Annotated in this window: 10 protein-coding genes, 1 tRNA gene and 1 pseudogene; 4 read left to right on the forward strand and 8 right to left on the reverse strand. The window is 71.3% G+C overall.

Going from position 1 to position 12,469, the window contains the following annotated elements:
- Nucleotides 1-192: 192 nt before the first annotated feature.
- A complete protein-coding gene (locus ACY45C_RS04380) occupies nucleotides 193-390 on the reverse strand; it encodes a hypothetical protein (RefSeq protein WP_006541195.1) in 198 nt (65 codons plus the stop codon).
- 400 nt (nucleotides 391-790) lie between these two features.
- A complete protein-coding gene (locus tag ACY45C_RS04385; protein ID WP_462186359.1) occupies nucleotides 791-2,476 on the reverse strand; it encodes a dolichyl-phosphate-mannose--protein mannosyltransferase in 1,686 nt (561 codons plus the stop codon).
- A 40-nt stretch (nucleotides 2,477-2,516) separates the two neighbouring features.
- Here ACY45C_RS04385 and rsmI point away from each other — a divergent pair, with 40 nt between their 5' ends.
- Entirely contained in the window at nucleotides 2,517-3,401 is an 885-nt protein-coding gene (rsmI, locus tag ACY45C_RS04390) for a 16S rRNA (cytidine(1402)-2'-O)-methyltransferase (RefSeq protein WP_462186360.1), read from the forward strand.
- A gap of 13 nt (nucleotides 3,402-3,414) precedes the next feature.
- On the opposite strand, the gene ACY45C_RS04395 is transcribed toward rsmI, so the two are convergent.
- Together ACY45C_RS04395 and ACY45C_RS04400 are read right to left on the reverse strand one after the other, a co-directional pair.
- On the reverse strand, nucleotides 3,415-3,966 hold the full coding sequence (locus ACY45C_RS04395; protein WP_462186361.1) for a YdcF family protein: 552 nt from the start codon (nucleotides 3,964-3,966) through the stop codon (nucleotides 3,415-3,417).
- Between the two features lie 167 nt (nucleotides 3,967-4,133).
- A complete protein-coding gene (locus tag ACY45C_RS04400; protein ID WP_462186362.1) occupies nucleotides 4,134-5,360 on the reverse strand; it encodes an ABC transporter substrate-binding protein in 1,227 nt (408 codons plus the stop codon).
- 124 nt (nucleotides 5,361-5,484) lie between these two features.
- Between ACY45C_RS04400 and ACY45C_RS04405 the strand changes: the two are divergent.
- Both ACY45C_RS04405 and rsmA read left to right on the forward strand, forming a co-directional pair.
- A pseudogene (locus ACY45C_RS04405) lies at nucleotides 5,485-6,304 on the forward strand (TatD family hydrolase).
- 116 nt (nucleotides 6,305-6,420) lie between these two features.
- Nucleotides 6,421-7,176: a 16S rRNA (adenine(1518)-N(6)/adenine(1519)-N(6))-dimethyltransferase RsmA gene (gene rsmA / locus ACY45C_RS04410; RefSeq protein ID WP_462186384.1), complete on the forward strand. Its 756-nt coding sequence runs from the start codon at nucleotides 6,421-6,423 to the stop codon at nucleotides 7,174-7,176.
- Between the two features lie 79 nt (nucleotides 7,177-7,255).
- On the opposite strand, the gene ACY45C_RS04415 is transcribed toward rsmA, so the two are convergent.
- The 4 genes from ACY45C_RS04415 to ACY45C_RS04430 form a co-directional block, all read right to left on the reverse strand.
- Nucleotides 7,256-8,281, reverse strand: a complete 1,026-nt coding sequence (locus tag ACY45C_RS04415; RefSeq protein ID WP_462186363.1) for a tryptophan--tRNA ligase — start codon at nucleotides 8,279-8,281, stop codon at nucleotides 7,256-7,258.
- 113 nt (nucleotides 8,282-8,394) lie between these two features.
- Nucleotides 8,395-9,369: a ribose-phosphate diphosphokinase gene (locus tag ACY45C_RS04420; RefSeq protein WP_462186364.1), complete on the reverse strand. Its 975-nt coding sequence runs from the start codon at nucleotides 9,367-9,369 to the stop codon at nucleotides 8,395-8,397.
- Between the two features lie 330 nt (nucleotides 9,370-9,699).
- Nucleotides 9,700-11,253, reverse strand: a complete 1,554-nt coding sequence (glmU, locus tag ACY45C_RS04425) for a bifunctional UDP-N-acetylglucosamine diphosphorylase/glucosamine-1-phosphate N-acetyltransferase GlmU (RefSeq protein WP_462186385.1) — start codon at nucleotides 11,251-11,253, stop codon at nucleotides 9,700-9,702.
- 287 nt (nucleotides 11,254-11,540) lie between these two features.
- A tRNA-Gln gene (locus ACY45C_RS04430) sits at nucleotides 11,541-11,612 on the reverse strand.
- Between the two features lie 385 nt (nucleotides 11,613-11,997).
- Here ACY45C_RS04430 and ACY45C_RS04435 point away from each other — a divergent pair.
- Nucleotides 11,998-12,469: fatty acid desaturase (locus ACY45C_RS04435; RefSeq protein WP_462186365.1), on the forward strand; the 472-nt coding region annotated here is incomplete at its 3' end.

Here is a 12,469-nt window from a genome sequence, read left to right on the forward strand (position 1 = left end):
CCCGCCGACGTGGAGATCCTGCGCGACAAGCTGCGCTCGGTGCGTGCGGCGCTGGCCTCCACACGGCCGGATCCGTCGTCCGTCGCCGAGCTGCGCCGCCGGGATCTCGACCTGCTGCGGGCCCTGATCGCCCAGTTGACCGGGGGATAGCCCGGCACCGCGGGGGTACAGCCCGGCTCGGTGCCGGACGGCTCAGGACGTCGAGTAGGGGCCGGGGCGCACCCCGGGGCCGTAGGCGTTGCCGTTCATGCCGGCCCGCGGCTGCTCGGTCATCGCCTGGCTGACCTTCGACGCGATCGCCTCCGTGAGCCGGATCGCCTGGGTCAGCGACAGGTTCAGCACGATCTCGCTGTCATCGGTCATCGCGAAGCGTACCGACACATCCGCCATGGTGGTTCCTCCCAGTCTCGGCTCGCCCGACACCCGTCTCCGGTGGTTGGAGGTCGGAGGGAGGCCCGTTTGGGCGCTCACTGCCGCACGGCCTCGGGGCATGGTGACCGCCCCACCCTCTCGGATCGACTTCTCGAGCTGTACGCGACCCCCCCCGTTCAAGGACCAGGGCGGTGCTGCTAGTGGCGTCCTTGTTCGGCTCTTCGTGACCGTCCAACTTCGATAACCCCTGTCGCTGCGGCTGTCGCCGTTCCGGCTTGCCGATTCGTAATGGTTGCATCGCCTACGGTGGTGATGCTACGAATGGGGCGCGAAGTCGTGAGTCGGATCACGTTGAGGCGACGCCGCGGGCCTCGTCGGGGTTCACGGGTCGGCACCGTGGGCCTGGTGTGGTGTCCTGTCAGATCCAGCCCGGGAACCACATCCGGGCGCGCCACGAGGAGTAGGGGATCACCTCGGCGGCCAGGATCGGGTAGAAGTACGCGAAGAGCAGCACGACGATGATCGTGTAGATTCCGACCGACAGCGCCCCGACCAGGCGGCGGGTCTCCGACGCCTCGCGCGGGCCGAGGACGAGCCCGGCCAGCGCCGTGATGGCGAGGACCAGGAACGGCAGCGACGGCAGCGCGTAGAAGAAGAACATCGTGCGGTTCGGGAGCAGCAGCCACGGCACGAAGGCCGAGCCGAACCCGACCAGCACCAGGGCCGCCCGCCAGTCCCGCCGGGAGACCCACCAGGCGAGCATCGCGACCAGCGCCGCCGTGCCGACCCACCAGATCGCCGGGTTGCCCAGAGCGAGGACCTCCCGGGAGCAGCCGGCCGGATCGTGGCAGCCCGAGGTCCCGTACGCCGGCGAGGAGTAGTAGTACGCGACCGGCCGCGCCATCACCAGCCAGCTCATCGGATGCGACGCGAAGGCATGCCTCTCGTGGAGTCCCTCGTGGAACTTCAGCACCGCCATTTGGTACTTCCACCAGCCGTGCCACGCGGCGCCGAAGCCGTTGCCGTAGTAGTGGCGGTAGTAGCCGCCGTCGGTGGCGAACCAGCCGGTCCAGGTGGCGAGGAAGGTCACGATGGGGACGAGTAGGAACCCGGCGAACCAGGCCGGGCTGTCCCGGCGCAGTGCTCCCAACACGGGTCGGCGGGCTCCGCCGGTGCGCCGCGCTCCGATGTCCCACGCGAGGGCGAGCGCCGCGAAGCCGATGATCGTGTAGAGGGCGCTCCACTTCACCCCCATGGACAGTCCCAGGGCCACCCCGCAGGCCAGCCGCCAGGGGCGGAACCCCAGCCGCGGCCCGTACGTGTCGAGGAGGCGGTCGGCCCGGGTGGGCGGAGCCGCCGCGGTCGGGCCGCTGTCCGGGCCGGCGGCATTGTCCCCCAGAGGTGCTGATCCGGGACCGGAACCAGCCGGTTCCAGGCGGTCGGCGAGCCGGCGGCGGCCGTCGTCCCGGTCGAGCAGCAGACAGGCCAGCGCCACGACGACGCCAGTCATCAGGAAGATGTCGAGGATCCCGATGCGGCTCTGCACGAACTCCAGCCCGTCGAGGGCGAGGAGCAGACCGGCGAAGCAGCCCAGGAGCGTGGAGCGGAACATCCGTCGGGCGGCGCGGGCGAGGACCAAGACAGCGAGCGTCCCGAACAGCGCGGACGAGAACCGCCAGCCGAGCTCCGGACTGCCGTGCGAGACCCCGGCACAGTCGGTATAGCCGAACAGACCCTCGGAGGCGGCCATCAGCCACTTGCCGAACGGCGGATGGACGACGTAGGCCGGACCGGAACAGGTCGTCGAGTTGATCTCATACCCGGCCGTCAGCAGGCCCCAGGCGCCCTTGGTGTAGTAGACCTCGTCGAAGTAGATCCCGCGGGGCTCTGTGAGGTGCCAGAAACGCAGCAGCCCGGCGACGATCGCGATGGACAGGGTCGCCAGCCACCCTACGAGCGGCGACCGCGGCATCGGTGGGCACAGCCGCTCACGCACCGAGAGCGGCCGACCGCCGGCCGGGCCGGAGGAACCCGGGCCGGCCACCCGCGCCGCGTCCCCGCGACCGGTCGCCGTCCAGGGCAGGTGGGCCGTCGTCGCCGTCACACCGATCAGGGTAGGTCCTGGCTCCTGACAGACTGGTCGGGTGTCCGGGACCCTGGTGCTGTGCGGTGCCCCCATCGGCGACGTCCGGGACGCCAGCCCTCGGCTCGGCGAGATCCTTGCCACCGCGGATGTGATCGTCGCCGAGGACACCCGCCGGGTCCTACGGCTGGCGCACGCGCTCGACGTGACGGTGTCCGGGCGGATCGTGTCGTGCTACGACGCGGTGGAAGGCACCCGGGCCGCCCAGCTCACCGACTACCTGCGCCAGGGTGCCACCGTCGCGCTCGTCACCGACGCCGGGATGCCCGCCGTCTCCGACCCCGGGTTCCGGGTCGTGGCCGCAGCCGCCGCCGCGGGGATGGCCGTGACCGTCGTTCCCGGTCCGTCCGCCGTCACCGCGGCCCTGGCCGTCAGCGGGCTGCCGACGGACCGCTGGACCTTCGAGGGCTTCCTGCCGCGCAAGGGCGGCGACCGGCGTGGACGCCTTCGCGACCTGGCCGGCGAGCCGCGGACGATGGTGTTCCTGGAGTCCCCACACCGGCTCGTGGCCGGCCTGCGCGACCTCGTCACGGCCTTCGGCGCCGACCGTCCGGCGGTGCTCTGCCGCGAGCTGACGAAGACCTTCGAGGAGATCGTCCGCGGCGACCTCGCCGATCTGCTCGGCTGGGCCACCGACGGCCGGGTTATCCGGGGGGAGTTCACGCTGGTGGTCGCCGGCGGTACCCGGGGCCGGGCCGGGCCAAGCGTGGCTGGGCCGATCATTGACGGCAGGATCCTGGTCGCCGAGGTAGCCCGACGAACCTCGGCGGGGATGTCCCCGAAGGACGCGCGCAAGGCCGTGGCCGCCGAGTACGGCGTCTCCCGCAACGAGGTCTATGCCGCGGAGCTCGCCGCCCGGGCCGGGGACCGGGCCGACGGGCGCTGAGCACGGTCGGCGGTCAGCAGTGGCGTTGGAGAACGAGGGCCTTGCCCAGGGCCGCCCACTCGTAGGCGATCACGTACGGCCAGGCCCGGCGCGGGGGCGGGACCCCCTGCATCCGCGTCTCGCCGTCATAGCAACGGTCGAGGCGCAGCCGGGCGCGCGTGCTCTGTGAGGTCGAGGCGACGACCATGAGCGAATGCCACCCGCGGCGTGCCGCCGCCGCGGAGGTCCACCGCGACTCGCCCTGGGTCGTCCGCGGATCGGGCGAGAAACAGATCACCTCGACCCCGGCAATGGGCCCGGGGCACGGGTCCTTCTCCGTCGGCGCCGAGACCGCGAGCACGGGTGCGTAGCCGGCCCGCGTGAGTGCGACGGCGCGTTCGAGCCGTCCCGGACTCCCGGCGAACATGACGATCGCGTCCACCGGGGCGGGAGCATCCTGGTGCGGAAAGACGAACAGCCGGGCCGTCGCCACCGCGAAGGCCACCGTCAGGCCACAGAGGATGCCCGCTGCGGCCCGGCGGCGCCACGGCCCCGCGGGAGCACGACCGAGCGGACCCGCTGCCATGTTTCCCCCTCCGCGGGCCGCCAAGTGCCGCCGTGAGTTTCTCAGTACCACGGCGGCACCCGAACCAACCACCGTTCACCCGCTCCGGGTGGTCCACCCCCCCCGGATGGGCCACCGCTCCGGACGGTTCACCCGTCCCGGATGGCCCGTCGGCGGCGGAGGCCCACTCACGTGGTGGGGAGTGTGCGCGAGGCCGGAGGCGTCCGAGGCTGCGCGGTCCGAGGCTGCGTGGTCGGGGGCGTCGTCCCCGATCCGGCCGTCGGCGTGGGAGGGCTGATCGAAAACGTGCCCGTCCCCGGCGAAGTCCGCGACGCCGTCCCCGGGCGGCTGGTGAACAGCCGGGGATGGGCGAATGGTGCCCGCGCCGACTCACGGGGCCAGACCGTCCGGGAGGCACCGGCCTGCCACTGCACGATCGGGATCTGGTGGCCGACCTGGAGCCCCGTCGCCTCGTCCAGCCGGAAGCGACCGAGCAACGTGGTCGTGTCGATGCCCCGGGCGGCGGCGAGCACGGAGGTGTCCTGCACGCCTCCGCAGTAGCGAATGGCCCGTCCCAGGATCAGCCCGGTGACGTAGGCCCAGGCCGCCGTTTCGGTCGGCGCGACGCCGTGCAGGGCGGTGAAGTCGGCGGTGAACTCCCGCGCGGTCGGACCGGTCGCGGTCGGCTGGGTGCTCTCGGGCATCCAGCTGCCCGGCGCCAGCAGCTGCTCGCGCAGGTCGCCCAGGCTCGCGGTGGCCTGCGCACTGACGGCCGTGGAGAAGGCGGCCGCCCGCCACGGCCGGCGCAGCAGGATGTTCGCCGCCGCCAGCTCGTCGTCCGGGCCGGCGTGGACGATGAGGATGTCGCCCGGGGGCAGCCGGGTCGCGGTGAGGGCGGCCTTGCCCGGGGGGAAGACGTGCGAAGCCACCTCGAACGACTGCGCTACCGCGGCGGCCTTCGTTACCGATGTGATCTCGACGGCGGTGTCCCCGGAGGCGAGCAGGACGACCTTGCGGGCCCGTCGATCGGCCGCCCGCACGGCGGCGAGGACCCCGCGCGGCCAGGTCGAGGTGGCCGCGGCGATGTTCACGACGTTCGGGAAGGCCTGCCGGACGAAGCGCGTGGACGGGGCGCCGGTGTTGAAGACCACCCGGTCCGTCGCAGCACAGGCCGCGAGTGCCGCCCGGTGGCCGTAGGGTCCGAGCAGGGCGTCGGGTCCCGCGGCCACCGCGGCGCGCATGGCGGCGGCCGGATCGGGATACGCGTCGTAGGCGGTGAGACTCACCTCGTCCCAGGGCGGTGGGAGGCGTTCGTCACGCGCCCACAGGGTGACCCCTCGTAGCCCGGCGAGGCCCTGGGCGGCGTCGGGACCGGTCAGCGGGGTGACCAGGGCAACGGTCAACGGTGTCGTCATCGCGTGGGGTCCTTGCGCTTGCTCACCCGATTAGCGTCCCATGCCGGGTTGTCTGGCACACTCGGCGGCGGTCGTAGACTTCAGACTTCAGGAAACGAAGGGCGGGCACGGGAGGGCGGGCGAGGTGGCGCGAAACTCTGGCCGGTCGGGTGATCCGCCGCCACCGCCGGACCCTCTTCCCGTGGCCGTGGTCGACAGCCACTGTCATCTCGACCTGATGGGCACCGAAGTTCCGGCGGCGATCGCGGCGGCCCGGGCAGTCGGTGTCACGCGGGCCGTCACCGTCGGCATCGACCTGCCCACCAGCAGATGGCAGGCCGAGGTCGCCGCGGCGCATCCGGAGATCTACGCCGCCGTCGCGATCCATCCTAACGAGGCGGCCCACGGGGTCACCGAGGAGACGTTCGCCGCCATCGCCGAGCTGGCCCGCGCCGATCGCGTGCGCGCGATCGGCGAGACGGGCCTGGACTACTTCCGCACCCGAGGCGCATGCCGCGCAGCAGGAGAGCTTCCGGCGCCACATCGTGATCGCCAAGGAGACCGGCCGGGCACTGATGATCCACGACCGGGACGCCCACGACGACACGCTGCGCATCCTCGGCGAGGAGGGCGCCCCGGAGAAGGTCGTCTTCCACGCCTTCTCCGGGGACACGGCGATGGCGAAGATCTGCGCGGACGCCGGGTACGTGATGTCGTTCGCCGGTAACGTCACCTTCTCCAATGCCGCCAATCTGCGGGAGGCGGCGGCCGTCGCCCCGGCGGATCTCATCCTGGTGGAGACCGACGCGCCGTTCCTCACCCCGACCCCTTGGCGGGGCCGGCCCGGCGGCCCGTACCTCATTCCGCTGACGCTGCGGGTGCTGGCCGAGACCCGCGGCGTCGGCGTCGCCGAGCTCGGCACGCACATCGCCGCAAACGCGGAGCGGGTGTTCGGGCCCTGGTAGACACCGACGCGCTGTTCTCGCCGGCTGAGCTTCGGGCCCTCGCGCACGAGCTGGACCTGCGGCCGACGAAACGGCGCGGGCAGAACTTCCTCGTCGACGCGAACACCGTCCGCCGGCTGGTGCGGCTCGCCGGCGTCGGCCCGGACGACACGGTGCTGGAGATCGGGCCAGGACTCGGGTCGATGACCCTGGGGCTCGTCGAGGCGGCGAAGGCCGTCGTCGCTGTCGAGGTGGATCGCCCCCTCGCCGCGGTCCTGCCGGTGACCGTGGCCGCCCGGCTGCCGGCCGACGTCGCCGAGCGGTTGCGCGTGGTGGCCGCCGACGGTCTGCGGGCCACCTCGGCCGACCTGCCCGCCGACGTGGCTGCGCCCGGGGTGCTCGCCGCGAACCTGCCCTACAACATCGCGGTGCCGCTGCTGCTCGGGCTGCTGGAACGGCTGCCCTCGCTGCGCCGCGGGCTGGTGATGGTCCAGGCGGAGGTCGCCGACCGGCTCACCGCGCCGCCGGGCAGCCGGGTGTACGGGGCGCCTAGCGTCAAGCTGGCCTGGTACGCGCACGCCCGGCCGGCCGGCGCGGTGCCCAGACCGGTCTTCTGGCCGCAGCCGAATGTCGATTCAGGGCTGGTGGCCTTCACCCGCAGGCCCCTGCCCGGTCCGGCGCGGCTGCGGGCGGACGTTTTCGCCGCGATCGATGCCGCGTTCGCGCAGCGCCGCAAGACCCTGCGTACGGCCCTGGCGCCCTGGGCCGGATCGCCCGCCGCCGCCGGGGAACTGGCGCGTGCCGCCGAGGTCGATCCCGGTGCCCGGGGCGAGACCCTCGATGTCGCGGCCTTCTGCCGGCTGGCCGCCGCCCGCGCCGCCCGTTCCGACTGACCCGCCCGTTCCGACTGACCCGTCCGGTGGAACGGGCGGGGGGAGGGCGGAACAGCGGGGGAGGCCAGAGCGGGGAAGGTCAGAGCGGGGAAATCCCGATCGCGCGCCGGACCCCGGCGAGCACTGGCCGGGCCCGGTCGCGGGCCCGCTCGGCACCCGCCGCGAGGATGTCGTCCAGCTCGCTGTCCGGGGTGATGAGCTCGGTGTATCGCTCCCGCAGCGGTGACAGCCAGTCGTTGAGCGTCTCGAACAGGGCGTTCTTCACCTCACCCCATCCAGTGCCACCCTGCTCCAGACGGCTGCGCATCTCCTTGATTGCCTCGGGAGCCGCGAAGTTCTCGAGCAGGACGAAGGCCGCGGAACTGTCCGGGTCCTTCGGGTCCGCCAGCGGGGTGCTGTCGCCCACGATCCCACGGACGAGTTTCCGTAGCTGCTTCTCCGGCGCGAAGAGGGGAATGGTGTTCCGGTATGACTTGCTCATCTTGCGGCCGTCGATGCCGGGCAGTACCTTCGCCGAGCTCCCGGCCGGGAGGACCACCTCCGGGATCTTCAGGCTGAACACGTCACCGAACAGATGGTTGAAGGAGCCGGCGATGTCGGCGGCGTATTCCACGTGCTGCGACTGGTCCTGACCGACGGGGACCACGTCGGCATTCATGATGAGAATGTCGACGGCCATCAGAATCGGATAGTTGAACAGGCCCATGTTGATGCCGGCATCCAGATCGGGGACGCCGGCCTCGGCGTTGCGGTCACGGGCTGCCTTGTAGGCGTGGGCCCGGTTCATCAGACCCTTGCCGGTGACGCAGGACAGCACCCAGGCCAGCTCGAAGATCTCGGGGACGTCGGACTGGCGGTAGAAGATCGTGCTCGTCGGGTCGAGTCCGAGCACGAGCCACGTGGCCGCCACCGAGCGGGTGTAGCTCGCCAACTCCTCGCGACTACGCACGGATGTCAGGGCGTGATAGTCGGCGACGAAATAGATCGACTCGTAGGTCGAGGTGAGCTCCAGCGACGGCCGGATCGCTCCGATGTAGTTGCCGAGGTGCGGCTCGCCCGTCGGCTTGATCCCGGTGAGAGATACCTTCGGCTGTTGCGCTGCCATGGCAGGGCAGTCTACGGACGCGGGGCAGCCGCCGGGACGCCCCAGGTCGTTCTTCGCGGCCGTTCGCCTGCCTGCGCCTGTCTCGGTGGCGGGGTGGGAGATCCGAGCCTCGGTCAGGCGTCTCCGCCGAACAGGCCGGTCACCGACCCGTCCTCGAACACGGCCTTGATGGCCGCGGCCAGCAGCGGGGCGATGGACAGTTCGGTGATCTTGTCGATGCGAGCCTCGCTGGGCAGGGGCAGCGTGTTCGTGAGGACGACCTCGCTGATCTCCGAGTTCTTCAGCCGGTCGGCGGCGGGGCCGGACAGCACACCGTGGGTTGCCGCCGCGATGACGCCCGCCGCGCCGTGCTCCTTGAGTGACTCCGCGGCCTTCGTGATCGTGCCGGCAGTGTCGATCATGTCGTCGACGATGACGCAGGTCCGTCCGTGCACCTCGCCGACCACGTCGAACATCTTCACCTGGTTGGGAACGTCCGGGTCACGCCGCTTGTGGATGATGGCCAGTGGGCAGCCGAGCCGGTCGGTCCACCGCTCAGCCACGCGGACCCGGCCTGAGTCGGGGGCGACGACGGTCACCTCGGACGTGTCCAGCTTGGACTCGATGTAGTTGGTGAGCAGCGGCAACGCGAAGAGATGGTCCACCGGCCCGTCGAAGAAGCCCTGAATCTGGGCAGTGTGCAGGTCGACCGACATGAGCCGGTGCGCGCCGGCGGTCTTGAACAAATCGGCGACGAGGCGGGCCGAGATCGGCTCCCGGCCACGGTGCTTCTTGTCCTGGCGCGCATAGGGGTAGAAGGGCGCGACGACGGTGATCCGTTTGGCGCTGGCCCGCTTCAGCGCGTCCACCATGATCAGCTGTTCCATCAGCCAGGTGTTCACCGGGGCCGAATGGCACTGGAGCACGAAGGCGTCGCAGCCTCGAACCGATTCGGAGAAGCGGACGAAGATCTCGCCGCTGGCAAACTCGTAAGCATTGGTGGGGACGGGCTCGACGTCGAGCGCGGCCGCGACCTCCGCCGCGAGGCCCGGGTGCGAACGTCCCGCGAAGAGCATCAGATTGCGCCGGTTCTCGGTCTGGTAGGCCACCGCGTACTCCTCGTACTCCTCGGGCGTGACGGCGTGGTCGGGCTGGCGTGGTCGGGCTGGCGTGGGCAGCCCCCGGACGGGTGACCCGTTCGGGGGAACGGCCGTGAGGCCGCACGGTTCAACACTCGGGCCTACCCGGTCCCGCCCCTGTTGGCGCAGGCGGGACGGTACCCACGTGCCCGGATCGCCGCCCGCGACTCCGGCGATACCCGCCGGCTGCCGCCCGCGGACCCCGGGCCGCCGACCCGGGCGGGGCAGACCGGGCGGTGTGCATCCCCTCGCTGGCCAGAAGGTTCGGACGGACGTCTCTTTACATTCTGCTTCCCGGTTTTACGTTCTGCTCCCCGCGCCGGGAATACCGGCGATGCCGGCCTCGCCCTTGCCGGTAGGCGGCAACTCACTCCGGTGCGCCACGTCACCCTGATGAGCTGGGATCGGCACGGCGGCCTCGGCCGCGGACGGTTGTGGCATTTCATCGGGACGTTCGGGATCTCCGGCACCGCCGGGGGCCGGGACGCCGGCCGCGGCGGCCGCTCGTGCCGCCGGGCTGCCGGGACGGCGGCGGGAGACCCAGCCTTCGATGATCCGTTGCCGCCCCTCCCGGACCGCCAGCGCGCCCGGCGGAACGTCCTCCCGGATCACGGATCCGGCGCCGGTGTAGGCCCCGTCCCCGACCGTGACCGGAGCAACAAGCATGGTATCACTGCCGATCCGGACGTCCGAGCCGATCATCGTGCGGTGCTTGGCCACCCCGTCGTAGTTCACGAAGACCGTCGTGCATCCGATGTTGCTGCGCTCGCCGACCACCGCGTCGCCGACATACGCCAGGTGCGGGACCTTCGTCTGGTTCCCGAGATCGGCCGACTTCGTCTCGACGAAGGAGCCGATCTTGCCTTCGCAGCCTAGCCGGGTGCCCGACCGGAGATGGCTGTAAGGCCCGACCACGGCCCCGGCGCCGATCTCGGCCCGCTCGGCTGTGGTCCGCAGGACGGTCGCGCCCGCGCCCACTGCCGTGTCCGTCAGGGTGCACTCGGGGCCGATGACGGCGCCGCGAGCGACGTGCGTCCGGCCGTGCAGGAAGGTGTTGGGGGCGAGCGTCGTGTCCGGTTCGAGGATGACGTCGGCGTCGATCCAGGTGGTCTGCGGGTCGACGACGGTGGTGCCGGCGCGCATCGCCACCTCGACAATCCGGTCCCGCAGCACCCGTCCGGCGGCGGCGAGCTGGACGCGGTCGTTCACCCCACCGGCTTCGCCGGGATCGTCCACGACCCGCGCGGCCACCGGCCGCCCGGCGGCGACCAGCAGCCCGACGACGTCGGTGAGGTACTCCTCATCTTGAGCATTGTCCCTGGTCAGCCCTGCGAGTGCGGTCTGGAGTGGGCCCGCGGCGAACGCGTACACGCCGGTGTTGATCTCTCGGATCGTCGCGGTGGCGGCGTCGGCGTCGCGATGCTCGACGATGGCCCGGACCGCGCCGTCGCCGTCGCGCACCACCCGGCCGTAACCGATGGCGTCGTCGACAACGGCCGACAGGACCGTTGCCGCGGCCGCCCGGGCATGGTGCTGGGCCACCAGGGCAGTGAGCGTCGCGCCGGTCAACAGCGGGGTGTCGCCGGGCAGCACGACCACCGTGCCGCTGGGCGCCAGCTCGCCGAGCGCCGCCAAGGCCACCCGGACGGCATGGCCCGTGCCGTGCTGGCGGTCCTGGACGACCGGGACGACCTCGGGAGCCTGCTCCGCCAGCATCGCCGCGACCTGTTCGCGGCCGTGGCCCACGACGACCGCGGTACGCGCCGCCGCGAGGGCTCCGGCCGCGCTTAGCACGTGGTGGAGAAGGGAGCGCCCGGCGATGTGGTGCAGCACCTTCGGTGTCGTCGAGCGCATACGCTTGCCCTCGCCCGCTGCCAGGATGATGACGGCCGCCGGACGTGATGATGTCACGCGATCTCCCGAGTCTTCGGACCTGGACAGCGGTGGGGCGACGGCGCCCACACTACCCGTCGACCGGAAGGCGCCGGCAGATGCCACGGCCATCCCGGGAACACGCCGGCCCCGGATTGGGAAATTGATGTGTGCCTGTCTGCCGCCGTGGTGATGGTGCGGCGGTGCTTCCGGAATATTCTTTTCGATGGTATTACTGATGGTGCCCGGTAGCTCCGGGCCCGGTAGTGCTCCGCCGCCACGACTCGAACGTGGACTAAGAGAACCAAAATCTCCTGTGCTGCCGATTACACTACGGCGGACCGCGAGAAAACATGCCAACTCTACCATCGTGGGGTGGCTCGGATGGTAAAAGCCGGGCCACCGCCGGCTACCCCGCCCGCCGGCCGGCGCGGGCGGGCGTCCCGGACCGGGTTTGGTTGGCTGCCGTTCATCTCTTCGTCGCCCGACTGCCACTGGCTGTCATCTAATAACATCTAATTTTATTAGATGTCGCTATTCGTCATCGGCTTGTCATCGACCTGCCGGTGACCGTGGTGCGCGGCGGTGCCGATCGATCCGGGTCGGCGACCGATGGTTTGTTTGCGTGGCGGACGTAGAGGCGGGGGGACGTTGTCATGTCGGCGGGCTACCGTGGCGGATGGAGCGCCGGCACAGTGGGCCAGCCGCGACGGACGGAACGAGGCGATGACCGCTACCGACACGGTGACACCGAGCGACAATCGGGCACCGCGGGACGACCGCGAACCCACCACGGGCCCGGTTCCCCGCCGGGCTGATCCCGCGAACAGTCGCGGCAACGCCTCGCGGCTCCGTTCGATGACGAAGGCCCGCGTCGAGCAGGTCGTGATGGTGGTGACGATCGTGGTGCCGCTGGTCGCCCTGGCGGTCGCGATCCCGGCGATGTGGGGGCGGTGGATCTCCTGGCGGAACGTCGTCCTCGCCGTGGTGTTCTACGGCATCACCGGCCATGGCGTGACGATCGGCTTCCACCGTTACTTCACCCACCGCGGCTTCCGGACGTCCAGGCCGGTGCGGATCGCGCTGGCGGTCGCCGGCAACATGGCGATCGAGGGCCCGGTCATCCGGTGGGTGGCCGACCACCGGCGTCATCACGCCTTCAGCGACACCGAGGGCGATCCGCACTCGCCATGGCGTT

The organism is Frankia sp. CcWB2 (assembly GCF_977927585.1).

Bases quoted from the DNA above. Each gene is read 5' to 3' on its own strand.
- ACY45C_RS04395 (WP_462186361.1), bottom strand. From the start codon at position 3,966: ATGGCAGCGGGTCCGCTCGGTCGTGCTCCCGCGGGGCCGTGGCGCCGC.
- ACY45C_RS04380 (WP_006541195.1), bottom strand. From the start codon at position 390: ATGGCGGATGTGTCGGTACGCTTCGCGATGACCGATGACAGCGAGATC.
- glmU (WP_462186385.1), bottom strand. From the start codon at position 11,253: ATGCGCTCGACGACACCGAAGGTGCTGCACCACATCGCCGGGCGCTCC.
- ACY45C_RS04415 (WP_462186363.1), bottom strand. From the start codon at position 8,281: ATGGCAGCGCAACAGCCGAAGGTATCTCTCACCGGGATCAAGCCGACG.
- ACY45C_RS04400 (WP_462186362.1), bottom strand. From the start codon at position 5,360: ATGACGACACCGTTGACCGTTGCCCTGGTCACCCCGCTGACCGGTCCC.